18 protein-coding genes are annotated in these 22935 nt (G+C 67.9%); 10 read left to right on the top strand and 8 right to left on the bottom strand.

The window, feature by feature from the left end; all coding sequences use genetic code 11:
* Positions 1–9: 9 nt before the first annotated feature.
* Positions 10–705 (bottom strand): Coq4 family protein, encoded by a 696-nt coding sequence (locus tag CYFUS_RS45175; RefSeq protein WP_095990865.1) that lies wholly within the window; start codon positions 703–705, stop codon positions 10–12.
* A gap of 143 nt (positions 706–848) precedes the next feature.
* Positions 849–1928: a hypothetical protein gene (locus CYFUS_RS45180; RefSeq protein WP_095990866.1), complete on the bottom strand. Its 1080-nt coding sequence runs from the start codon at positions 1926–1928 to the stop codon at positions 849–851.
* A gap of 244 nt (positions 1929–2172) precedes the next feature.
* Between CYFUS_RS45180 and CYFUS_RS45185 the strand changes: the two genes are divergently transcribed.
* From CYFUS_RS45185 to CYFUS_RS45195, 3 genes are all read left to right on the top strand, one after another.
* Positions 2173–2799, top strand: coding sequence for a TetR/AcrR family transcriptional regulator (locus CYFUS_RS45185; RefSeq protein WP_198316361.1), 627 nt, complete (start codon positions 2173–2175; stop codon positions 2797–2799).
* Positions 2800–2953: 154 nt separating this feature from the next.
* Complete coding sequence (locus CYFUS_RS45190) at positions 2954–4411, top strand: hypothetical protein (protein ID WP_232537178.1); 1458 nt, start codon at positions 2954–2956, stop codon at positions 4409–4411.
* Complete coding sequence (locus CYFUS_RS45195; protein ID WP_095990868.1) at positions 4401–5075, top strand: hypothetical protein; 675 nt, start codon at positions 4401–4403, stop codon at positions 5073–5075. The genes CYFUS_RS45190 and CYFUS_RS45195 overlap by 11 nt, the downstream gene beginning before the upstream one ends.
* A 121-nt stretch (positions 5076–5196) precedes the next feature.
* Here CYFUS_RS45195 and CYFUS_RS54420 read toward each other — a convergent pair whose 3' ends face one another.
* Complete coding sequence (locus CYFUS_RS54420; protein ID WP_157759021.1) at positions 5197–5406, bottom strand: hypothetical protein; 210 nt, start codon at positions 5404–5406, stop codon at positions 5197–5199.
* 500 nt (positions 5407–5906) lie between these two features.
* Entirely contained in the window at positions 5907–6797 is an 891-nt protein-coding gene (locus CYFUS_RS45205) for a CBS domain-containing protein (protein ID WP_095990869.1), read from the bottom strand.
* Between the two features lie 177 nt (positions 6798–6974).
* Between CYFUS_RS45205 and CYFUS_RS45210 the strand changes: the two genes are divergently transcribed.
* Positions 6975–7826 (top strand): phytanoyl-CoA dioxygenase family protein, encoded by an 852-nt coding sequence (locus CYFUS_RS45210; protein WP_095990870.1) that lies wholly within the window; start codon positions 6975–6977, stop codon positions 7824–7826.
* Between the two features lie 43 nt (positions 7827–7869).
* Here the strand turns inward: CYFUS_RS45210 and CYFUS_RS45215 are convergent, their stop codons facing one another.
* Both CYFUS_RS45215 and CYFUS_RS45220 read right to left on the bottom strand, forming a co-directional pair.
* Positions 7870–9456 (bottom strand): methyl-accepting chemotaxis protein, encoded by a 1587-nt coding sequence (locus tag CYFUS_RS45215; RefSeq protein ID WP_095992609.1) that lies wholly within the window; start codon positions 9454–9456, stop codon positions 7870–7872.
* Positions 9457–9555: 99 nt separating this feature from the next.
* Positions 9556–10215: a LysE family translocator gene (locus CYFUS_RS45220; protein WP_095990871.1), complete on the bottom strand. Its 660-nt coding sequence runs from the start codon at positions 10213–10215 to the stop codon at positions 9556–9558.
* 336 nt (positions 10216–10551) lie between these two features.
* Between CYFUS_RS45220 and CYFUS_RS45225 the strand changes: the two genes are divergently transcribed.
* The 5 genes from CYFUS_RS45225 (at position 10552) to CYFUS_RS45240 (ending at position 16668) form a co-directional block, all read left to right on the top strand.
* Positions 10552–13650, top strand: coding sequence for a fused MFS/spermidine synthase (locus CYFUS_RS45225; RefSeq protein ID WP_095992610.1), 3099 nt, complete (start codon positions 10552–10554; stop codon positions 13648–13650).
* A gap of 122 nt (positions 13651–13772) precedes the next feature.
* Complete coding sequence (locus CYFUS_RS45230) at positions 13773–14957, top strand: aKG-HExxH-type peptide beta-hydroxylase (protein WP_095990872.1); 1185 nt, start codon at positions 13773–13775, stop codon at positions 14955–14957.
* Between the two features lie 8 nt (positions 14958–14965).
* Entirely contained in the window at positions 14966–15268 is a 303-nt protein-coding gene (locus CYFUS_RS45235) for a hypothetical protein (RefSeq protein WP_002626582.1), read from the top strand.
* On the top strand, positions 15265–15405 hold the full coding sequence (locus tag CYFUS_RS51405) for a hypothetical protein (protein WP_157759022.1): 141 nt from the start codon (positions 15265–15267) through the stop codon (positions 15403–15405). The genes CYFUS_RS45235 and CYFUS_RS51405 overlap by 4 nt, the downstream gene beginning before the upstream one ends.
* A gap of 432 nt (positions 15406–15837) precedes the next feature.
* The gene (locus tag CYFUS_RS45240) at positions 15838–16668 is read left to right on the top strand and encodes an alpha/beta fold hydrolase (protein WP_095990873.1); all 831 of its coding nucleotides are present in this window, start codon (positions 15838–15840) and stop codon (positions 16666–16668) included.
* A gap of 79 nt (positions 16669–16747) precedes the next feature.
* Here CYFUS_RS45240 and CYFUS_RS45245 read toward each other — a convergent pair whose 3' ends face one another.
* Entirely contained in the window at positions 16748–17968 is a 1221-nt protein-coding gene (locus tag CYFUS_RS45245; protein ID WP_095990874.1) for a M12 family metallopeptidase, read from the bottom strand.
* Positions 17969–18453: 485 nt separating this feature from the next.
* Between CYFUS_RS45245 and CYFUS_RS45250 the strand changes: the two genes are divergently transcribed.
* Positions 18454–20769, top strand: coding sequence for an ATP-binding protein (locus CYFUS_RS45250; protein ID WP_157759023.1), 2316 nt, complete (start codon positions 18454–18456; stop codon positions 20767–20769).
* 13 nt (positions 20770–20782) lie between these two features.
* On the opposite strand, the gene CYFUS_RS45255 is transcribed toward CYFUS_RS45250, so the two are convergent.
* Positions 20783–22381 (bottom strand): hypothetical protein, encoded by a 1599-nt coding sequence (locus CYFUS_RS45255; RefSeq protein ID WP_232537179.1) that lies wholly within the window; start codon positions 22379–22381, stop codon positions 20783–20785.
* Between the last annotated feature and the right edge of the window lie 554 nt (positions 22382–22935).

Genomic DNA, 22935 nt, shown 5'->3' on the forward strand with positions numbered 1-22935 from the left:
GCAGGAGCGTCAATTCCACTGCGGCGCGGGCGCGACGAGCTGCTCGCGTAGCATGGCCAGCGGCGTCGCCCAGTTGTCCTCCCACCGGAAGCTGGCGAGCTGCCGGGACTGGCTGCCACGCCGGAACGCGGCCCACAACCGCCGGGCATACTGGGCCGCATCGAATCCGGGCACCCGCTGAGGCAACTTCGCCGTCTGGAGCAGGATGAGGAACGAGGTGCGCAGGTGGAGGTTTCCCAGGGTGAAGGCCTGCAGCTCCATCTCGCCCATGACATCCGTGTCGTAGCCGGTCACCAGGTGGTGGAAGTCATGAGTCTCTCGCAGCCGCGTGGCGACGTACTGGGCATCGTTCTTCGGCGGAGAGAGTGTTTCGATCGGCGACAGTCCCTGCTCCCGGAAGTAGCGCGCGAAGGTGTGGCCAAGTGACCCCAAGGGAAACTTCTCCAGCGCGTCCATGTCCAGGGCCGAAGCACGCAACGAGGGCCTCTCGGCCAGCAGGCGGCGGCCCTCCTCATGGCGGGAGAAGTCCCGGGCGAGCGCCGCGCACAGGCCGATCTCCACGCTGTCGTAGAACAAGGCGCCGTAGGCGGGATTCGTGGGCTCGACCTGCAACACCTTGAGCGCCTGAAGGCCCACCCGCAGGCGGGTAAACAGGGAGGGATTCTCGGGTAGCTTGGGGAGCGAGGAGGAGGTACTTGCGAGCATGATGCTGTTCCCTTCAGAGCGGTTGGGCGACTTCGATCAAATGGCCTTCCACGTCGGTCACGAAGGCGACCTTCACTCCGAGGAGCTTCGTGAACCCGAACTTCGTGTTCGATGCACCTGGCAAGACTCTCTCCTGATGGAACTCAGGCCGCGGTACGAAACCGCGACACCGGCGCCTCGGGCGGATAGGACATTGGACGGCCGATGTCGTAGGCCGAGTTGATGGTGCGAATGAACACGGGATCATGCAGTGGATCCGTGGGCGTCTCGACGTGGATGCCCTTGGAGCGCACGTCCTTGATCAGGGTGTCGAAGACCTGCTCAAAGGTGAGATCCGCGGTATGGTCCATGTTCTTCTTCAGCTCCGCGAAGTCCTCGAACACCTCGGCCGACCAGTGCACCAGGAAGCGCAGCTCGTCCGTGTGATAGCGCGCGATCACCGCGTCACCGGTTTTGACAATCCAGTGATCGCCACTGCTGGGGTCGCCAGCGAACACACTGGAGAAGTCCAGCCCCGCCGGGTATTGATGCTCGACAGGCCCATTCGCCTCACCACGATGGACCATCATTTCGTTCTGGACGAGAACGCCACGATTGTAGATGGGCGGCTTCAGGCGCTTGGGTGCCGCGCGTGGCCCGTCGGGCCAGTAGGTGAATCCGCTCCGAGGGTCATACGAGAACCAGGTGATGACCTGGGCCATCTTGATGAGATGGTCGCGGAACAGCCCCGACTTCCCCATGACGCTGCATAGCCAGGTCGGCGAATTCTCATAGCGGACGCCACGGAAGCTTGGCGAATCCAGGTGTCCGGGGTCCGTATTGCCGCACGGGCCGTTCACATTGAAGAGCATCATCTGGGGCCTGGCGTATCTGGCCCCCCAGTAGCTCTTCGCCAGCTCCAGGAACTTGTCGTTATAGAAGCAGTCATTGATCTCGGGGAAGAGACAGGTCGAGTAGTTCCCGTAGAAGTTGCGGAACGTGGGCGACAGGAACATGTCGAGCGTCGGAGTCACACCCTCCGGAACCCCACCCGCGGAGGTGGCGATCAGCTCCTCGGCGGAGGCGAAATGCTGCGCGATGATCAGCTTGTGCGGCCCGCTGCTCCGCACCACCCCCAACAAACGCCGCAACTGCTCCTGCGAATAGACGTTGTCCAGCTCGCGCGGCGGAGCCACCGGGTGAAGGATGCGCGCCAATTCGTCTTTTCGTGCTTCGGTCAGCATCACCGTGCTCCCTGGATGTTCTGTCTCGCCAGTTCATCGGCAACCACGATGAGGGATGTGCCATCGTGGAAAGCAGAGCACAACCCACGAGCCTCAACGGAGCGCCACTTCCTCGACACGAGCGCGCAAATGTCGAAGAAGTCCGCTCACCTGGTGGACCGTCGTGCTCGCCACGGACGGTGGGACGGATGGGTTGCCAGCCTGGTGGGGGGCGGCTAGACAGGCGTCTTCAAGGCCCTGCCCCATGCCCAAACCACTGAAAAAACAGGCGCGAGGCGGTCCTGGCACGCGCAAGTCAGCGAAGCCCGCCCCCGAGGATCCGCGTGCCCACCGCAGCCGCGCCATGCTTCGCGATGCGCTCCTCGGGTTGATGCGTGAGCGGGGCTTCGACTCCATCAGCGTCCAGGACATCACCGAGCGCGCCCAACTCAACCGCAGCACCTTCTACCTGCACTACCGCGACAAGGATGAGCTGCTCACGCACGTCATGCGGGGCATGATCCTCGAACTCTCGCGGAGGAGTCATCAGCTGGGTGACTCGCCCGATCGCCTCCATCGAACCCTGGTGGAGTGGTTCCAGCACGCGGCCGAGCACTCCGAGCTGTATCACCTCATGCTTGGCCGGAGCGGCATGCGCGCCTTCTCCATCCAGTTGCGCAAGCTCCTCGAGCAGCTCATGAACCTCGACATGGAGCGACCCAGTGTCTCCGCCCGGTTCCAGGGGGTGCCCGTCCCCGTCATGAACCGCTTCATGGCCTCGGCCTACATGGGGGTGCTCGAGTGGTGGTTGGATCGACGCGCCCTCCATTCACCCGAGGAGATGGCACGGTGGCTGGGGACTCTCACCGCCATGATGAACAACAGGCGGTGACGGCTCCCCGGCGGACTTCTTCGAAACTCGTGCGCTCGTGTCGATTAAGCGGCGCTCCACCGGAGAGTGTCGGTTGTTCCCGACTTCCCGCAATGGCACATCATCGGGGTCTCCAACGAAGCGGCCGGGGCCGGGGTCGCGGGGAAGGGATCCGATGAAGAGTGACGGGACAGCTTTTCCAATCAAAAATATTCAACGACTCGTTCTAGGAGTCGCCGTGTTCCTGTCGGGTGTGGCATTGGCCAAACCTCCCGCGGGAGGTGTGTTCTGCTCCACCTATCCCACGGCGCCCGCGTGCACCGGACAGCAACCATCTTGCAATTATTGTCACATCGCACCACCGCAGCGAAATGTCTTCGGCGCTGGACTGGAGCCCCACCTGGCTCCCGGCGCGGCGCGCCCGTTGTCCGACACGGACTTCGCCTACGCGCTCCCCACGGCGCTCAAGGCCGTCGAGACGGAGGACGCCGACAGTGACGGCGTGCCCAACCTCGTGGAGCTCCAACGCGGCACCTTCCCGGGCGATCCCAACAGCGTGCCCGTGGACACCGGCCGTTGCCAGGAGGGTGACAGCAATCCCCAGTACGACGTGTGCCGTCATGACGCGCGCTTCGCGTACAAGCGGCTCCTGCTCGACTTCTGCGGCGTGCCGCCCACCTACACGCAGTTCGAGGAGTTCAGCGCACTGAGCGCCGACGCGCAGCGCGCCCGGATGGATGCCGAGCTGGACCGCTGCACCCAGAGCGAGTTCTGGCGTGGCAAGAACGGGCAGTTGTGGAAGCTGGCGCACCCGAAGATCCGCCCGGTGGGCTCGCTCAAGGCGGGTGAGGAGGACCCCGGTGTCATCGCCCTCGCCGACTACTACGACGACTACGCGCTCTACGCCTACGCGCAGATCGACGACCACGACGCGCGCGAGGTGATCACGGCGAAGTACTACGTGCGCCGGGAGACCCACCCCACCCGCTATACGGTGGTGCCGACGCTGCCGACACAAACCATGGATGAGCTGCACCGCGCGGGCAACATCACCTCCCGGTGGAGCCTCCTCTATTTCGTGATGTTCAGCGCGCTGCCGCGCAACGCCGCGTCGCAAGCCTACCGGGCGTACCTGGGCCTCGACATCGCCAAACAGGAGGGCCTCTTCAGCATCCCCGGCGAGCCCCGTGACTATGACCACGCGGGCGTGACCTCGCCTGGCTGCGCGGCCTGCCACGCGACGTTGGATCCGCTCAGCTACCCCTTCCGCAACTACGAGGGCCTGTCCTTCCCCATCAACCCCGATGCGCCCTGGGCGACCTACGTGCCCGACCGCATCGAGAAGCGCTTCGCCAACGTCACCCCGATCATCACCCAGATGCCGGAGACCGGGTACCTCTTCGGCCAGAAGGTGAACAACCTCGTGGAGTGGGCGGAGCTCGGTGCCAACAGCGATGCCTTCGCCATCGCCGCCGTCACCGACTACTGGAAGCTGCTCGTAGGCCATCCCCCCACCCCCGAGGAGAACGCTGAGTTCGTCTCCACCTGGAAGCGCTTCAAGGGCACGCACCAGTACCGCGTGCAGCGCATGCTTCATGACCTGATCCGCACGGAGTCCTACGGTGCGCCCTGATTTCCTTCGCGTGTTGCTGTTGTCCTCCGCTTGTGTCCTCTCCGCGTGCCCGTCCCCCTCGCCCTCGGGGCCGGATGCCGGCACGCCGCCGCCCGCCGATGCCGGCACGGGTTCCTCCGGTGACGTGGCCCCCTCCTCGCGCAACAACCTGCGCATCATGAATCCGGAGCAGCTCACGGCCCACTTCGCCTCGGCGCTGTCCCTGCCGCCGGAGCAGGTATGCAACGAGTTGGGCCAGTATTCCTGCGCGAGTCATGCGCACACCGTGGCCCTGGGCGGTGTCGAGCCCTTCGGCGTCGGTCTCTACGAGCCCCTGAAGACCACGGGCGCGACGACGCCCAACGTCATCGACCGCATGGCCCTGGCGGCCTGCGCCCGGCGCGTCTCACTCGAACTCACGACCCCTGGGGAGGCACTCCTCTTCAAGGGCATCGAACTCGACGCGCGGGGGCGTCTGACCCACCGGGAAGGCGCGCCGGTCCGCGACGCCATCGCCTCGCTCTACCAGCGCGCCCTGTTGCGAAAACCCACGCGAACCGAGGTGGATACGTTGTCGCAACTGGCCACCCGGGTTGAGTCCATGGGCAGTCAGACACCGGGCCGCGACTGGATGACCCTGGCCTGCTTCACCGTCCTCTCCTCCGCCGAATCCGTCTTCTTCTAAGGAAACGTCATGTCACTGCGTAACAATGGACGGCTCTCGCGCCGGGAAGTCCTGAAGGCGTTGTCGATGTGCGCGGCGGGCTCCACGATGGGGCCCCTGTTGACGGGCTGCCGCGACGCGCTCACCACCCCGGCGGCACTCGAACCTTCGATGACGCGGCGGCGCTCCGGCTCTGGAACGAGCAGCGCACCTCGGGGCAGGCCACGCTGGAGGTGCAGGACCTCATCAGCCGCCTCAACGTGATGCCCGACCAGCCGCCGAAGACGCCGCTCTCCGAGTACGGCCTGTCGAGTTCCCCGATGCGGAGCGACTGCGCGCGGTCTTCCCCCATTACATGTCGGATCCGGTGCAGGGGCAGGCGGCGCTGGCATTCCTGCTGCTCAAGCACCGGGTGTCGGTGTCGGTGACCCTGGGCCCATCGTTCAACATGGTGGTGACTCCCTCGTATGAGGTCACCAATCCGCCGCTGGCCTACGACTTCAGCCACAATGATCACCGCTCCATCCAGGCCTTCATGTGGTCGCGCCTGATGGACACGATCGACAAGCTCATCGAGCTGCTCAAGTCGGAGCCCTTCGACTCGAGTGGTGAGAGCCTGTGGGATCGCTCGTTGATCTACATGGCGACCGAGTTCGGGCGCACGCGCTCGCGGCCGGAGGGTGCCACGGAGATGTTCGGCACGGGGCATGACCTCAACAACGGGTTCATGATCCTGTCACCGGGGGTCCGGGGCAACACGGTGCTGGGCGGCGTGGAGCCGAAGACCACGCCCGCGAAGGTGTCAAACGACTCGTGGGGCGGGACTTCGTGGTGCGCGAGTAGCCGGAAGGCTCAGTCCAGGTGGCGCCAGAAGGAACCCCGCTCCGTGATGAGGTGCAGGGCCTCCCGCAGTTCCTCGTCATGCTCGGCGCGCGTGGCGAGGTTCGCCATCGAGACGATTCCCACGAACTGGCCGTCGCGTTCCACCACCGGCACGCGGCGCAGCCGATGGCGGCCCATGAGCATGATGACGGCGGGCAGGGTCTCGTGGGGTCGCACGGTCTCCACCTCGTCCGTCATCACATCCTGGGCATGGAGGCTTTCGGGCGCACGCCCCTCGGCCAGGACCCGGGCGATCAGGTCTCGCTCCGTGATGATCCCGCGCAGCCGTCCGTGCTCGTCCACCACCGGGACGGGGCCACGGTCCTCCTTCATCCGCCACGCCACCTCGCGCAGTCCGCTGCCGGGCTTCACGGTGCGCGTCTGGCGAGTCATCACCTCACGCGCCGTCAACGGCTCTCGGGGCCAGCGGCGGCCTGTCAGAGAAGACAACTCCGAGGGGACGATCGGTGGCTCGCCAGCGCCATAGCGGTCCCACGGGCGGTACTCGCGGGCCGGGTGCCAGAACCCCTGGGACGTGTCCCAATCCTGATCGCCCATGAGGGGTCCCTCCCCCAATCCGACGGCGTCACCCAGCGCGCGATCATCCCAGCCATAGGGCCCGTCAGGCACTCTCACGCTCGCATCCCTGGAGGGAAGCGCGTCGGTGCGAGGGTTGGCCATCCACATCTGGGCGGCGCGTTGGAAGCGGTCCTGGCGCAGCTCGGGGGGCTCGTCGCGCTCGACGCTCCAGCCGGTGACGTCCGACTCCGCGCGCTCGCTCGAGCCAGGAGGAGACTCCGCGGCACGGCGATCCCGCTCCGCGGGGGAATGGGGTTCATTGGACTGGGGAAGCTGCGCCATGAGGAGTCCTCCTGTCTGTGGCCAGACGAACCTCCTTGGTCCCCTCAACCCTGGAGCCTCCTGGCGCCATCGGCCACATAGAGGCGGGCGTGCGCATGCCCAGCCACCCCGGGCGCCAAGGAGGTGTTGGCGGCCTTGGATTGAAATGTGAGGATGACACCGTCAAAAGGAGTGGACATGAGCCAGGCCAGAGACTTCGCGCGACAGGGCTTCCTCGTACTCCCCGGGTTCGTCCCGGCGCACGCCTGCGAGGCCTTGAAGGCCCGGGCGGAAGCGCTCGTGGCGGACTTCCAGCCGGAGACCGTCTCCATCTTCACCACGCACGAGCAGAGCCGCACCTCGGACGAGTACTTCCTCTCCTCGGGGGACCAGATCCGGTTCTTCTTCGAGGAGAACGCCTTCCGCCCGGACGGCTCGCTGCGCCAGGACAAGACGCTGTCCATCAACAAGATCGGCCACGCGATGCACGACCTGGACCCCGTCTTCGAGCGGTTCTCGCGCACACCGGAGCTGGCGACCCTGGCCTCGGAGCTGGGCCTGAAGCAGGCGCTGCTGCTCCAGTCGATGTACATCTTCAAGCAGCCCTTCATCGGCGGTGAGGTGAACAGCCACCAGGACTCGACGTTCCTGTACACGGAGCCCACCACCTGTCTGGGCTTCTGGTTCGCCCTGGAGGACGCCACGCTGGAGAATGGCTGTCTGTGGGCGCTGCCCGGCGGGCACGCGCTCGGATTGAAGAAGCGCTTCGTGCGCGCCGAGGGAGGCGGCACGGCCTTCCAGGTGTTGGATCCCACCCCCCTGCCCGAGGAGGGCATGGTGCCCCTGGAGGTAGAGAAGGGCACGCTCGTGGTGCTCCACGGGCTGCTGCCACACAAGAGCGGCGCCAACACCTCGCCCAGGAGCCGCCACGCCTACTCGCTCCACCTCATCGACGGCACCGCGCGCTACCCCGAGGACAACTGGCTGCACCGCGCGCCCACCCTGCCCCTCCGGGGCTTCGGCCCCCTCGCCACGACCTCGCCCGACTGAAGGGCCGCGCCCCGGGAAGGAAGCCCCCGGGTGGATCCATCCCTCACGCCGCCGCCTTCAGCCCGTGCCGCACGGAGCCCGCGGACACGAGGTCGCGGGGACGAGCACCGCCGCGCTCGGAGTCATCCCCCACGCGGAAGAAGGACACCAGCCGCTGCAGCGCCTCCGCCTGCGCCGACAGCTCCTCCGCCGTGGACGCCAGTTCCTCGGAGGCCGACGCATTGCGCTGCATCACCTGGTCCACGAGCCCCATCGCCTTGTTGAGTTGCATCACCCCGTCGGCTTGCTCCACCGACGCCGCCACCACCTCCTGCACCAGGTCCGCCGTCTTGCGGATGGAGGGCACCAGCTCATCCAGCAACCGCCCCGAGCGTGTCGCCACCTTCACGCTGCCCGAGGCCAGCCCCGAGACCTCCCGCGCCGCCGTCTGGCTGCGCTCGGCCAGCCTACGCACCTCCGTGGCCACCACCGCGAAGCCCTTGCCATGCACGCCCCCCCTCGCCGCTTCGATGGCCGCGTTGAGCGCCAGCAGGTTCGTCTGGTAGGCGATCTCCTCGATGATGGAGATCTTCTCCGCGATGGAGCCCATGGCCTCCACCGTCTCCTTCACCGCCTCGCCGCCCTCCCGCGCGTCCCGGGCGCCCTGCACGGCCATCCGCTCCATCTGCCGGCCGTGGTCGCGGTTCTGGGTGATGCTGGCCGTCATCTGCTCCAGGCTGGAGGTGGCCTGCGCCACGCTGCTGGCCTGCTCGCTGGTGCCCTGCGACAGGCTCTGCGAGGAAAGCGACACCTGTGCCGATACCGAAGCCAATGAGTTGGCCCCCTCGCGCACCTCGCCGATGACCTGGGCCAGCTTGCGCACCATGCGCTCCAAGGCCACCAACAGCCGGCCCGTCTCGTCCCGCGCGTCCGAGGAGATGCGCACGGAGAAGTCCCCCTCGGCGAGACGATCAGCCACCGCCACCGCCTGTGCCAGTGGCTTGGAGATCGCCCGGGCGACGAAGAAGCAGAACAGCAGGCACACGGCGAGGCTGCCCCCCAGGACCCCGAGGATCCACCTGCGTGCCTCCTCGTGGGTGGCGTTCGAGTTCCCCACCGCCTTCTGGCTGGCCTTGTAGTTGATGTCCCTCAGCGCCCGCAGCTGGGTGTTCGCGGCGAAGAAGCTGTGGTGCGCTCGACCGGAGATGAGCTCCAGCGCCTCGGCGGACCGATTCGTGCTCGTGAGTCCGATGACCTCGTCGTGATCGACCACGTAGTTCTTCCAGAGGCTCTTGAACTCCTCGAGCGCGCGACGCTCCTCCTCGGAGGAGAGGTGTGACTCGAACCGCGAGAGGCCCTGCTCGAACTTCTCGAGGTCGCCACGCATCCGCTGCTCGTAATGGCGTTTGAGCTCTTCATCCCTCGCAAGGGCATGCAACAGCTCGACACGGCGGAAGCTCGACGCGCGATCGCTCGCGTCGGCGAGATAGATGATGCCCGGCAGCCGTTCCAAGGACACCTCATCGGATGCATCGCGCATGTCATCCATCCGCGCGATGGCGAAGAGGCCCTGGAAGGTGGAAAACCCCAGCAAGACGAGGAAGGCCACAAGGAGCTTCGAGGAGATACTCAGATCACGGAACCAGCGCATGGGGGCATGCTCCATTATTCCAGACTGGGCGAGGACGAGCCCGGGGAGGAGTTCGAACCAACGCCTGCCCAGCCGGCGGGTTGGACCCTGTTCGAGCCCCTATGCCTTCACCAGCAGCCGAATCCCATACACCACCAGCACCAGCGCGAGCACCCGGCGGATGAGCGGCTCGCGCCGGGAGTAGGCCCGCCGGACGTGCCCGGTGGACAGGCCCCAGGCCAGCGTCCCGTACCACGCCATGCCGATCGTCACGACGCCCGCACCCGCCGCCACGCGCACCCAGGAGGGAATGCCCACCGCCACTGTGGGAGCGAGGAGGCTCAGGTAGAACGGCAGGGTGTTCGGATTGGACAGACTGGAGAACAGCCCGCTGCGAAAGGGCCGGGCCTCCTCCCCCGCCAGCGCCCGCTCCACCAGCGCCTTCTCCGGAGTCACGGCCGACTCCGCCGCGGAAGCGCGTGAGGCCGCCCGCGCGGCGAGCCATCCCCTCACGCCCATGTAGAGCAGGTACAGCCCACCCACGTAGCGCACGGCGCGCATCCCTCCCGGCAACCGCTGCAGGAGCACGGCGACGCCGCCCAGGGTGACGCACAGCCACGCCGCATTGCCCAGGGCAATCCCCAGCACGGCCTGGACCGCGTGCCGGCGCGAGGCGGACAGCGCCAGGCGCGTGACGATGAACGTGTTCGGCCCGGGCGTGATGACCGCGAGCAGGTACAGGCCATAGATGGAAGCGAGCAGGGGGCCGGGAGGAGGCATGACGAGGACCCCCACCTCATCACTCTTCCCGGGGAGGTGTCAGCCCCCCACCGCTCCAGCAACGCCTCGAAATGAGTTCGCCGTGTGGTCAACCCCGCGGGCAGAGCGGGGGAGCGAGCCCCGAACGAGGCGCTCGCCCGGCACCCGGTTCAGCGACTCCGAGGGCAAGGCGGCGACCACCCGCTCTGGCTCGTGACGAAGTCCTTTGTCAGGACGCAACCCGGCTGATTCAATCGGACACGTCCGGGCCCACCCCGCCCCCTGAATCAGGATCCGATGAACGCACGTGTCTGGAAGATTGCTCCCCTGCTGTTTGGCTCGGGATTTTGTGCCCTCGTGTACCAGACGGCATGGCAGCGGGAGTTGCGCCTCATCTTCGGAGCTTCCACGGCGGCGTCCGCCGCGGTGCTGGCCATCTTCATGGGTGGCCTGGGCCTGGGAGGCGCCCTGCTCGGGGCGCGCGTGGACCGGCACAAGCGGCCACTGGCCTTCTACGCCGACCTGGAGCTGCTCATCTCCCTGAGCGCGGCGGTGACGCCGTTGCTCGTGTGGCTGGCACGCACCCTCTACGTGGCCCTGGGCGGTACGGTGTCACTGGGCCTGGGCGTGGGCTCCGTGGTCCGGCTGCTGCTCTCGACGCTGGTGCTCGCGGTGCCCACGCTGCTCATGGGCGGCACCCTGCCCGCGGCCGCGCGCGCCGCGGAGACACCCGAGGACGTGCGGCGCCGGGCACTCGCGGTGCTCTACGGCCTCAACACCCTGGGCGCCGTGGCGGGCGCCACCGCGTCCACCTTCCTGCTCTTCGAGGTGTTCGGCACCCGCACGACGCTGTGGCTGGCCACGCTGGTCAACGTGCTGGTCGCGCTCGTGGCGCGCTCGGTGGCGCGGAGTCTGCCCGAGTCCGAGCCGGACCAGGCGCGGGCCGCCCCCACCCCCGAGGACGCCAAGACACTCCCCCTGCCCCCGCGCGCCTTCGTCCTCACGGCGGCGGCCCTGGTGGGCTTCGCCTTCTTCCTCATGGAGATGGTGTGGTACCGGATGACGAGCCCCCTGCTGGGAGGCTCCACCTTCACCTTCGGCCTCATCCTGATGGTGGCGCTGGCGGGCATTGGCCTGGGAGGCGCGGCGTACGCGGCCTGGGGACAGACGCGTCCGGCCACCCTGCGAGGCTTCGCCCTGACGTGCATCCTGGAGGCACTGCTGCTCGCCGTGCCGCTGGCCCTGGGAGACAAGGTGGCGGTGCTCGCGACGCTGACGCGGCCCCTGTCCGTCTTCGGCTTCAGCGGCCTGGTGTTGAGCTGGACCCTGCTCGCCGCGCTGGTGGTGTTTCCCGCCGCCTTCGTCTCGGGCGTGCAGTTCCCCTTGTTGCTGGCGCTGCTGGGGCGGGGCGGCGAGCAGGTGGGCCGGCAGGTGGGCCTGGCCTACGCGTGGAACACCGTGGGCTCCATCGTGGGCTCGCTGGCCGGCGGCTTCGGTCTGCTGCCCCTGCTGACGGCCCCGGGCGTGTGGCGGACGGTGGGCGGGGTGCTGGTGGTGCTCGGCCTGGTGGCGGCGGGAATGTCCCTGCGCTGGGAGCAGGCGCCGCCCTCGCGGCTGCTCCCCTCGTTGTTCGCGGCCGCGCTCACCGTCGTCCTGCTCACGGCCGAGGGGCCCACCGCCGTCTGGCGGCACAGCGGCATCGGCGCCGGACGCAGTCGAGTGGAGACGGGCTCCACCCAGGAGTTGCACGATTCCTCATCGCGGCTGCGCGGCTCCTTGCTGTGGGAAGCGGATGGCGTGGAGAGCAGCGTGGGCATCCTCGGCACGGACGGCCTGTCCTTCCACGTCAATGGCAAGTCGGATGGCAACAGCGTGGGCGATGCGAGCACCCAGGTGATGGGTGGACTCATCGGGGCCCTCGCCCATCCGAATCCACGCCACGCCCTCGTCATCGGACTGGGCACCGGCAGCACCTCGGGCTGGCTGGGCTCGGTGCCGGGGATGGAGCGCGTGGACACGGTGGAGATCGAACCGGCCATCCTGGAGATGGCGCGCCAGTGCGCGGACGTCAACGAGCGCGTGCTGGACAACCCCAAGGTGAACATCATCTTCGACGATGCGCGCGAGGTGCTGCTCGCCTCCCACGAGTCCTACGACATCATCTTCTCCGAGCCCTCCAACCCCTACCGGGCCGGCATCGCCAGTCTCTTCTCCCGCGAGTTCTACCAGGCGGTGCGGCGGCGGCTGGCGCCCGGAGGCATCTTCCTGCAGTGGGTGCAGGCCTACGAGGTGGACGCACGCACGGTGCGCAGCATCTACGCCACCCTCACCTCCGAGTTCGGCGCCGTGGAGTCCTGGCAGACGCAGACCGGCGACCTCATCTTGATGGCCACCGCGGAGCCGTGGCGCCATGACCTGGAGCGCATGCGGGCCCGGGTGGCCCAGGAGCCCTACCGCCGGGCCCTGGCCACGACGTGGGAGACCACGGAGCTGGAGGGCGTCTTGTCCCACTTCATCGCGGGCCCGGCACTGGCCCTGCGCCTGTCCCAGGGACAGGAGGCGTTGATCAACACGGATGATCTGTCCTACGTGGAGTTCGCCTTCGCCCGCGGCGTGGGCCGCACGCACACGGGCTTCTCACCAGCGCTGTTGCGCCAGCTCGGCATCGACCTGGGCGCGGACCGGATGGAGGTGGAGCGAGGGACGGTGGACTGGCAGCGTGTGGAGGAGCTCCGGCTGCTCACCACGCAGTGGGACCCACCACGTCGGCCCGACCTGAACGCCAGCAAGCTCCAGGCCTACCGCGCCGTGTATGACGCCTATAACCGCCAGCAACTGCCCGGGGCGTTGAAGCTGTGGCAGCAGACGCAGGCGCAGCCCCGGGACATCATGGAGTTGCGGCTGGTGGGCGAGCTCCTGGTCCAGCGAGGCGATGAAGCCGCCCTGCCCCTCCTGGAGCAGCTGGAAGTCTCGCTTCCCTTCGATGCCAGGTCCCTGCGCGCCCAGTGGTTGGTGGGCAAGGACCGCCATGCCGAGGCCACGCAGTCACTCGAGAGCGCCTTCGCCGTGCTTCACCAGGTGCCCTGGGGCAGCAACAACCTGCTCGAACGGGCCATGGCCCTGAGCGAGAGCATCGCCCGGAAGGACGCCGCCCTGGGAGAGCGGTTGTGGAACGCGCTGGCCCGGCCCTTCTCCAACCACCGGGGGGAGAGCAGCCGCAAGCAGACGCGCCTGGTCCTGGCCACGAGCCTGGGATTTTCCCAACGGTGCGCCGAGGCCTTCGCGCCCTACGAGCCCCACGTCCCCTGGAACAAGTCCTTCCTGGAGAAGCGCGCGAGCTGCTACGTGGAAACCCACCACGCCCTGGAGGACGAGGCACTCGCGGACATCGCACGCTTCATCTCCACGGAGCCCCCCCCCCTGCTGGAGGATGGCGCGAACGCCCCACCCCCTTGAGGAGGGCGCTGCTTGGATTTATTCAAGCAAATCAAAACAACCGAGACATCTGTGATTGCACGGTGATTCATGCCAGAGTGGCTTCTTCCTCGTCGTCTCGGTTCATGGAGGAGAAGTCACCCATGGCGTTGAGCGAGAGCCTCCGGAGTCAGGGACAGCAGGAGGCGTCCCTGCTGGATGCGATTCGAACCGCCGACCGGGAGCTGACGCGTCACCCGGTGTTTGGCGACTCCAAGCGGATTCACGCGCTGGTGCTGGAGCGCTACAAGTTCGGTCTGGAGTTGTTCGCCGAGCGGCTGCCGGCGGTCGCCGCGCTGCTGCCCCCCCTCACGGAGGGAGGCGATGCACGAGCCCGGCGGCTGTACCGGGATCCGCTCGTGCGCAAGGTGATGGAGGCGGCCTTCAAGAAGCTCGAGCAGGGCGCGCTGGTGGCGCCCCAGGCGGAGCTGGAAGACATCCTCTCGCTGGCGGCCGAGGCCCTGAAGCGCACGGACATCGACGGGCCCTGCGAGGCGCGGATGAGCCGGCGCTTCCGGGTCGGACCGCGCCAGGACACCTGGGTGTGGAGCTTCGACCACGCCGAGGACCCCGTCCTGCGCGAGCTTCGAGAGGGATTCGACCGGGCCTTCTCCAGCCGGGGAAGCCGCCCCGGGCGCATCATCCAGCCGGAGCCGGAGCAGGTGGCGCGGCTCGATCGCGCCTGTGCCCTGCTGGCTCGGGTGCTGCCCGAGGTCGGTGCGAGCGTGCTCGGACACATCAGCTCCATCTGCCTCCTGGAGGTGGAGGTCGAGGGCGGGAAGATGATGTCCGCCTCGGGAGGAGACGGCATTCCCTCGACCGTCTTCATGTCGCCGGAGCAGTTGCGCAACCCCTGGGACGCCGCCGGACACCTCCTGCATGAGGGACTGCACCTCAAGCTCTTCGACGTCGTCCGCGCCCACACGCTCGTGGATCCCCACAGCGACCCGTTGGAGATTCCCTGGCGCGACATTCCCTGGCCAATGGTTCGCGCCATCTTCGCGTTCCACGTCTACGCGCACATCGAGCTGTACCGGGCCGCGGTCGACCAGGCGGACGCCGGGTTGCTCCGGGAGTTCGGCGAGCCGGGCAGCTACACGGACAACCGCCATGCCATGTCGGTGTCGCGCAACAACGAGAGCGTGCCGTATGGGCTCTCGGTGGATCGCACGCGCTTCCTCGGAAAGCACCTGCGCACCACCTGGGCCTCGCGGCTCACGCCCGAGGGTCTCCAGCTGACGCGCTGGCTGCAACAGTGCCTGGCTCCTTTCGTCGACTGGGACGCTTGAGGTGACACATGTCCTCGCAATGGCGCTACACGAAGACGCCGGACCTCAGGCTCCGCCCGCTGAAGGAGCATGGCTATCTGCTGGTGTTCACGCCCTCGCGCCCCCGGCTGCACTGGCTCAACTTGAATGCGTGGCTCATCTTCGAGCTCTGTGACGGCAAGACCGAGGAGCAGCTCCGTCAGGCCTACGTGGCCGCCGTCTCGCGCAAGCTCTCTCCCGAGGAGGCCTGGAGCCAACTCCAGGCCGGACTCGCCCAGTTGGAGAGGATCGATGTCGTAAGGAAGTCCGAAGCCAAGGAGGTGTACATATGAACGCCGAGAACCAGATCCAGACGCTCGAGTTCCTCCAGAAGCTGATGGAGCAGACCGAGATGCTCGAGGCCCCCGTCGTCACCCAGGGCTCCGCCCAGGAGCGCGACTGGCTGCCTCCTCACGCGCAGTTCGAGTAGCTCACCGGACGCCGCGGCCTTGAAGCTTCAGGGCCGCGGCGATGCCTGGGTGAGCGGAAGCTCCAGGGTGGATACGGCGCCCTTGCCCGGTCCCTCGCTCTCGAGGGTCAAGCGACCATCCAGGAGCAGTGCCGCCAACGCAGAGGAGGGAGCGGCAGTGCACCTCCTCCAGGGTCGAGGCCAGGGAGAGCGCTGCACGATGCATTCCACACGCAAACGCCGGGGGTGACCTCAGCAGCTCCGACATCCAGCTCTGGCCCACCGTCTTCGGCCAGCAGGCCGCGGAAGCGCTCAGGCCAGGCGGCGGCACGCCCCGCGCCCAACCGGTGAAGGAATAGCCCCATGCGAAAGGCTTTAGGAGCGTGTACGGGCGGCTGCATCTGCCCCTGAGCCGCGTCCTCCAATAAGCTCGCCGCTCCGGAGGAACACACCATGGAACGAACGAACAAGAACGGGCCATCCCAGCGTGGCACCGTGACGCTGCCCGATGGACGTGCACTGGCCTGGTCCCAGCATGGCACCGGTGCGCCGACCCTCCTCCTCATCCATGGCTGGTGCTGTGACCAGCGGTTCTGGGATGCGCAGCTCGAGTCCCTGTCCCGCGACTTCACCGTCGTGACGGTGGACCTGGCCGGCCACGGCCTGTCGAGCCGCCTCCCCGCGGGCTCCGCCCATCCCATCGACGCGATGGCTCGGGACGTCGTCACCGCCATCGAGCAGTTGGAGCTGCGCGAGCTCATCCTCGTCGGCCATTCGCTTGGTGGGCCGGTCGCGCTCGAGATAGCGCTCGCCAGACCGGACAGGTGCCGGAAGGTGATTGGCGTCGATACCTTCACCGATGCCGCCATGTACCGGCGCAGGCCACCCGCGGAGATCGCGGAGCGCTGCAACGCCTTCCGGGCGGACTTTCCGAAAGCGATGACGGCGCTCGTCCGCATGATCACGCTGCACGATGCGCTCGGTTACGGCGTGGCCGACTGGATCGCCGCCACCATGAGCGCACAAGAACCCGAGACCGCGGTGGCCGTGCTGGACGCGCTGCTGCGATGGGACATCGATGCGCGCTGGCCACTCCTCACCCGCCCCGTCGCGACGATCAACTCCGCGCCCCTCGTCCCGCTCATCCAGCCCATCGAAGGACTGGCGGGCCTGGAACTCGAGATGATGGAGCGCGTGGGCCACTTCCCGATGATGGAGGATCCTCGCGGCTTCGAGACCCGGCTGCGCCGGCTCATCGGCCGGGACTCCGCCGGGCCCACCTGAAGACCCGGCGGAACACCGTCCACCCGCTTACAACCTCACGAGCAGCGACCCGAGAGGAAGAGGGAAGCGTCGCGGCGCTTCAGAACCGGGTCCACTTCTGGGCGACCGTGCCGTTGCAGTCCCAGAGCTGCACCACGGTTCCCACGGCCGTGCCCGCGTTGGACACATCCAGACAGAGATTGCTCCCCAGCGCGCTGCGCACCTCTCCGCCGCTGATCGTCCATTTCTGCGCGGCCGTCCCGTTGCACTCCCAGATCTGGACCCGAGTGCCCGGCGTCGTGTTCGAGTTGGACACATCCAGGCAGCGGTTGGGAGCGAGGGCGCTGCGCAGTTCCCCACGGGAGGTCAGGAACCATTCCTGCGCGGCCGTGCCATTGCAGTTCCAGATCTGCATGGAAGTCCCCTGCGCCGAGTCGCCGTTGTAGACGTCCAGGCAGCGATCCACGGCCACCCCGCTGCTGAAGCGGGCGCGCGGGCTATAGAGCGACTCCGCGCCACGGGTGTCCCCATCGGACAGCCCATTGCGCTGCCCCAGACTCCCTCCCCCATCCTTGCGGACGATGGTGGGCCAGCCATTGGAGGAGAAGGCGTAGGCGTCGTAGTGCATGATGGAGCCATAATCGTAGGGGCCCAGGTCCATGCCATCCATTCCCTGCTGCGCGTAGGTCTGGAAGTTGTGCTCCGTTCCGGGCTGGATGTTGTTCCAATTGATGGCGATGTAGTTGTCCCGGTCGGCACGGCTCTGCTCGTGCCAGAGGCCCACGGCATGTCCGATCTCATGGATCGTGGCGCCCACGCCGCATCCATTGGCCAGGTTCACCCTCTGCTCGCCCCCCACCTTGCCGACGTACGAGCTACAGCCGGAGCCCGGCACGAACCGCACGTAGTCCGCTTCCGTCGTGCGCGGCTTGAAGCGCAAGGAGGTCTTGGATTGCCAGTGGCCGATGGCGGACGTCACCCGGCCGCTGTCGGGCAGGCTCGCATCGATGACGTAGGGGACGGTGCCCTCCGGCCAACGCGAGTAAGTGTTCGTCCGGCCCACGGACTGGCCGCTTCGGGTCGGCGCCTCCCGCAGGTCGAGCAGGATGTCTCCATCCAGTACGGCCATTCCGTCGATCTTCTCGTAGGTGACCGTCTGGAACCCGAGTCCCGGCAACGCCACCCGGGCGGTCACCACTTCACCTGCCTGTCCGGGGAAGGCCTGCTCATTCTCAGTGGAGAGACCACAGCCGCCCAGCAGCAGGGCGCTCAGCGCGGAAGCACTCATGGACAGACGGGCGAATCGATGATGACGGCTCATGTGGGTTGTACCTTTTCGTGGCGGCTCGGTTCGGGTCGAGCGTGAAAGAACCCTAGCGGGAGCCACGAAGAGGGGCTGTGATACGGGCCACACGATGGCCGTGGGCGCGATCACAGGATGAGCAAGGAGGCGGGACACGAGGAGCAGGCCCACGAACAGCGGGGCCGGACTGGGGTCCACATGGCCCGCCAGCATCCACCACCCGCACCTTCAGTGAGAGGCTGCCCACCACCAGGCCACTGAAGGACACCGGCCCCCCGTCGCCGCGGGGCAAGACCGTCCCGGCGGTGCACCAGCGTGGCGCACGGTCCCGAGGCTGCCCTCCTCGGCTCACGACAGAGCAACGCCCGTCAGGACGCCGGCTCGTGCCGATGCGGCGCGAGCCCGTCATACACACCAAGACAACCAAGATGCCGTCTCCCCCCTCTGGGAATCATGCTAAATTCTACTCGTTAGAGCAACGGCTCGAGGAGGAGAGATTGGAGATGCGCCACTTCTTCTCCATGACGACGGCCCTGGTGCTCATCATTCCCCTGGTGGCGGGAGCCGCGCTGCTACGGGTGTTCCAGATCTCCCAGGGGGAGCAGGCCGTCCTGCGTCGCTATGCACTCGTCACCGAGCAGACACTCCGCGCCGAGCGTCTGAACGCCGAAGGGGAGCGCCTGGCCCGGCTGAGCCGCTCGTACCTGCTCACACCCAACCCGGACATCATGAAGGAGGTGGACACCTCGCGCGCCCGGTTCGACGAGCTGGTACGACAGCTCGCCGCGGCCCACCTGGATGAGCAGGAGCGGGAGCTGATGGAGGAAATCTCCCGCGCCGACAAGCTCCTGCGGAGCATCGCCCGGGACCTGCACCTGCAGCGGGGCGCGGGCGTCCCCATCGATCAACTCCAGCCCCCCCTCACCGGAGAGTACCAGCTCCTGCGGGAGGCGTTGGATGAGACCCTGCAGGTGCTGCTGCGCCATGAGCGGGAGCGGATGAGCGCCCTGGAGTCCGAGGCCCATCAGGTGCTCGCCGAGTCGGGCGGGATGCGCCTGGTCGCGGTCGCCGTCGCCGTGCTCATGCTCGCGCTCCAGGCGGTGCTCGCGATGCGCGCACTGCACCGGCGGCGCCTGGCCCAGATCATGGCCGAGCGCAACGCGGCGGAGCGCGCCGCCTCGGAAGCGCGCTACTCCGGCATCGTCTCGCTCGCCGCGGACGCCATCATCACCGTGGACGAAGCCGGGCGCATCACCCTCTTCAACGCGGGAGCCGAGGCCATCTTCGGCTACCGCGCCCCCGAGGTGCTCGGGCGTCCCCTCGACGTGCTGATGCCCGAGCGCTTCCGGGAGCGGCATCACCAGTTCATGCGGACGTTCCTCGACAAGGGCCTCCAGGCGCGGAGGATCGGCGAGCGCCAGCGCGTCCACGGCCTGCGCAAGAGTGGCGAGGAGTTCCCCATCGACGCGGCCATCTCCGGACTCGAGGTGGAGGGCAGGCGGACACTCACCGTCATCCTCCGGGACATCTCCGAGCAGAAGCGGGTGGAGGAGGAGCAACGCTTCCTGGTGAGCGCCGGAGAGCTGCTCTCCTCCACGTTGCTGGACTCCGAGCGCACGCTCTCGCGCGTCGCCCAGCTCGCCGTGGAGAGGCTGGCCGACTGGTGCCTCGTCTACCTGTGGGACGAGGGCCGGGTGCGCCTGTCCGAGGTCGTCCACCGAGACCCCGCCCAGCGGCAGACGGCCTCGCTCCTGCGGAGCTTCCCACTGGACTCCCGCCGCGCCTTCCTCGCACGCGAGGTGCTGGTCCAGTGCAAGCCCCTGCTCCACTCCCACGTCTCCGCGGAGCAGCTCGCGGCCCAGGCCCAGAGCGACGATCACCTGCGCCTGCTGCGGCGACTCAACGTGCGCTCCTTCATGGCCGTTCCCCTGGTGGTCAACGAGCGGCTGTTGGGAGCCCTCACGTTCATCTCCTCGGACTCCGGCCACGTCTACACCCCGAGGGATCTGGAGTTCGCCGAGCAGTTGGGCCGCTACTCCAGCCTGGCCCTGGAGAACGCCCGGCTCTACCAGTCCGCGCGGGACGCCACCCAGGCGAGGGACAGGATCCTGGGCGTCGTCGCCCATGATCTGCGCAGCCCGCTGCAATCCATCCTCCTCTCATTGCCGCTGCTGCAACGGCGGGCCGCGATCCCAGGCGGGGTGAACGACGAGCACCAGGGAAAGCTCCTGGAGAGGCTCTCCACCTCCGCCCATCGGATGAACCGGATGATCGAGGATCTGCTGGACGTGGCGCGCGTGGAGGCGGGGCAGCTCTCCATCCGCGCGAGCCCCCAGCCCACCGAGCCGCTCCTGCACGAGGCGCTCGACACGGTCCGGTCCCAGGCCCGGGAGGTGCAACTCGTGCTCGAGCCCCCTGGCAGCCTGCCGCCAGTGCTCGCCGATCGGGACCGGTTGCTGCAGGTGTTCTCCAACCTGCTGGGCAACGCGCTGAAGTTCACCCCCTCGGGGGGAGAGGTCCGGGTGGGGGCCCACACGGAAGACGGGCAGGTGGTGTTCTTCGTGAAGGATACCGGCCCCGGACTCACTCCCGAGGCCCGGCAGCACCTCTTCGAGCGCTTCTGGCAGGCGAACCACGGAGATCGCCGGGGAGCCGGACTCGGGCTGTCCATCGTCAAGGACATCATCGAGGCCCACGGAGGGAGGATCCACGTGGAGAGCGAGCAGGGCCACGGCAGCTCCTTCTTCTTCTCCGTGCCCATCGCCCTCAACACGGCCCCCTCGCCCCCGGGCCCCGTGAACACCGTCGGCCCCTTCTGAGCGGGCACTCGGCTCAAGGGGGCGTCGTGATGCGGCAGATGTCCGACACCTCCAGCCCTCGCGCCCGTGCCCAGTCGAGCAGCGCGGCGTCCGCACGGAACACGGGCTCCATCGCCCAGCCCGGCGGCACGTTGCCGGAGTAGCCATTGATGGTGGGAACGCCCCGCTCGAGGGCGGCCCACATCGCGTCGATCTGATACTTCCACGAGGGCGCGCGCTCCTCGGCCGGGCCGTAGAAGAAGCTCTGGCAGCCAGGCCCCACCCGTGCCGCCAACCGTTGCACGTCCGCGCGCGCCGCCACCGGGTCGAAGGTGCTCCCATTCACGCCCTGCTCGAGCAGACACACCCCGCCCAGCACCAGCACCCCCCACGCCCTGCCCTCGCGCGACAGACGCGACAGGAAGAGGGCCAGCCCCACGGAGGCCGGCAGCAACAACCAGATGCCCATCCGACAGACGGCCCGGATCGCGCTGGCGCCCGGGACGCCGTGGAACACCAGCCACCAGGGCGTGAACCCCCCCCGGTAGCGCGTGGCGATCAGGACGGTGACGAGCACCCCCCCCAGCAGCAGCCTCACGGCCGCGCGCTCCCGGGCGCGCCACAGCCCCGCCCCCGCCAGCACCAGCGTCAGCACGCCCACTCCCACCCGGTGCTCCCCCTCCACGGGAAGGCGCGTGAAGGACTTCAGCCCGCCCATCCAGCCGTAGAGCCAGCTCGTGTCGCCCATGTGGAACCAGGTGGCGAAGCGCGGCACCATGCCTTCCGCCTCGCCGAAGGAGCGCGGCCCCACCTCCCGCATCGCCGCCAGGCTGTGCTGGACGATGGGCAGCAGGGCCACCAGCCCCACCACGCCCCACAGCAGGAGCACCGGCCCATGCACACGCAAGCCCCGCCACAGCCGGGCGCGGGTGTCGGAGAAGCCGAGCGCGACGAGCCCGGTCAAGGCGAGGAAGAAGCCCAGGAACCAGCCCCAGTAGAAGCCGGCATAGAGCTGCGCCACGCAGGAGGCCACCAGCAGCGCGCCCCATGCGGCTCCCGCCCGGCGCGACGTCTCGGGGCGAGTCAGGGCGAGCAGCGCCCCCACCGCGAGCACGCTGTAGAACTGCGGCAGCAACTGGGGGTGGTTGGTCTGATGGATGCGCGAGGCCCCCGCGGCGAAGAGCACCGCGCCCACCATCGCCGCGATCGCGGACGCTCCGAACCCCCGGCGCAGGAGCCACAGGGCCGCCAGGAAGTTGAGCGAGGTGACGGTGAACTCCCAGAACTGGAAGGCCGTGTCGGGCGGCAGGCCCACGGCACGCCAGAGCGCGTACAACGGCAGCACGCCCAGCAGCGGATCCGAGTAGGCGATGGTGTTGGTGGCCGGGTGGAAGAAGGGCGCGTCCCAGAAGCGCGCGTGCGCGGCGTCCCCACGCAGGTAGCGGAAGCCATGCTCGAGGACGTAGTGCACGAAGCGCGCGTCGCCCTCGTCCCCCTGGGTGAGCCGCAGGCCCGACAGCCACACCGCATGGTGCGCCAGCAGCAACGCCAACACCCAGCCCACGAGCCCCCAGAGCAGCGGGGAGTTCCAGCGGGAAGGAGCTTCAACGGGGCGCGGGACGGGAGTCGACATGGCGGGTGCGCACACCGTTAGCACCTTCGGGGGCCCTCGCGGGCTACTTCAGCGACAAATTCCGCATGACCCCAGCGCCTTCGTGACAGGGATTGGCGGCCAGTCCAGAACCGTCTGGGTTTACGAGGAAGCGGTAGTTTTCCCGCATCGGAACTGTCATTCCGGGGGTGCGCGTGAAATCAGCCGGGAGTGCCGTGATTCGTCACAGGGTCCGACGAAAAGAGGCACTCCGTCCCCCGACCTTCAGGAGGAAGTGAATGCTCCTCCGAGGAGGCTGGCTGCTCGCCTGCTCTGGCACGGCTCATGATGAAGAGGCCCGCCGGCACACGAAGTCCGACCCCCTGAAGAGACGCGGTCGGTGACCGCGCGGGATTCGTGTCGCCGAAAGCACCTCCACACAGGAGTCATCAACGATGAGACAAGGATTGAGCCGATGGCAGCCCCTGCTGCTGTCCTGGCTGGGCATCATGGAATGGGCGGGGAGCGCGAAGGCGGAGGGCGGAGCAACCTCCCCCGCCGTCGTGGAGCAGAGAGCGAGGCATGGCAGGATTTCG

This window comes from Cystobacter fuscus, from assembly GCF_002305875.1.
GTDB classification, from domain to species: Bacteria; Myxococcota; Myxococcia; order Myxococcales; family Myxococcaceae; genus Cystobacter; species Cystobacter fuscus_A.

Bases quoted from the DNA above. Each gene is read 5' to 3' on its own strand.
- CYFUS_RS45230 (WP_095990872.1), top strand. From the start codon at position 13,773: ATGGCGTTGAGCGAGAGCCTCCGGAGTCAGGGACAGCAGGAGGCGTCC.
- CYFUS_RS45250 (WP_157759023.1), top strand. From the start codon at position 18,454: ATGCGCCACTTCTTCTCCATGACGACGGCCCTGGTGCTCATCATTCCC.
- CYFUS_RS45180 (WP_095990866.1), bottom strand. From the start codon at position 1,928: ATGCTGACCGAAGCACGAAAAGACGAATTGGCGCGCATCCTTCACCCG.
- CYFUS_RS45255 (WP_232537179.1), bottom strand. From the start codon at position 22,381: ATGTCGACTCCCGTCCCGCGCCCCGTTGAAGCTCCTTCCCGCTGGAAC.
- CYFUS_RS45235 (WP_002626582.1), top strand. From the start codon at position 14,966: ATGTCCTCGCAATGGCGCTACACGAAGACGCCGGACCTCAGGCTCCGC.
- CYFUS_RS45215 (WP_095992609.1), bottom strand. From the start codon at position 9,456: ATGCGCTGGTTCCGTGATCTGAGTATCTCCTCGAAGCTCCTTGTGGCC.
- CYFUS_RS45240 (WP_095990873.1), top strand. From the start codon at position 15,838: ATGGAACGAACGAACAAGAACGGGCCATCCCAGCGTGGCACCGTGACG.
- CYFUS_RS45185 (WP_198316361.1), top strand. From the start codon at position 2,173: ATGCCCAAACCACTGAAAAAACAGGCGCGAGGCGGTCCTGGCACGCGC.
- CYFUS_RS45205 (WP_095990869.1), bottom strand. From the start codon at position 6,797: ATGGCGCAGCTTCCCCAGTCCAATGAACCCCATTCCCCCGCGGAGCGG.
- CYFUS_RS54420 (WP_157759021.1), bottom strand. From the start codon at position 5,406: ATGGGGGAAGACCGCGCGCAGTCGCTCCGCATCGGGGAACTCGACAGG.
- CYFUS_RS45210 (WP_095990870.1), top strand. From the start codon at position 6,975: ATGAGCCAGGCCAGAGACTTCGCGCGACAGGGCTTCCTCGTACTCCCC.
- CYFUS_RS45220 (WP_095990871.1), bottom strand. From the start codon at position 10,215: ATGCCTCCTCCCGGCCCCCTGCTCGCTTCCATCTATGGCCTGTACCTG.
- CYFUS_RS45175 (WP_095990865.1), bottom strand. From the start codon at position 705: ATGCTCGCAAGTACCTCCTCCTCGCTCCCCAAGCTACCCGAGAATCCC.
- CYFUS_RS45190 (WP_232537178.1), top strand. From the start codon at position 2,954: ATGAAGAGTGACGGGACAGCTTTTCCAATCAAAAATATTCAACGACTC.
- CYFUS_RS45245 (WP_095990874.1), bottom strand. From the start codon at position 17,968: ATGAGCCGTCATCATCGATTCGCCCGTCTGTCCATGAGTGCTTCCGCG.
- CYFUS_RS51405 (WP_157759022.1), top strand. From the start codon at position 15,265: ATGAACGCCGAGAACCAGATCCAGACGCTCGAGTTCCTCCAGAAGCTG.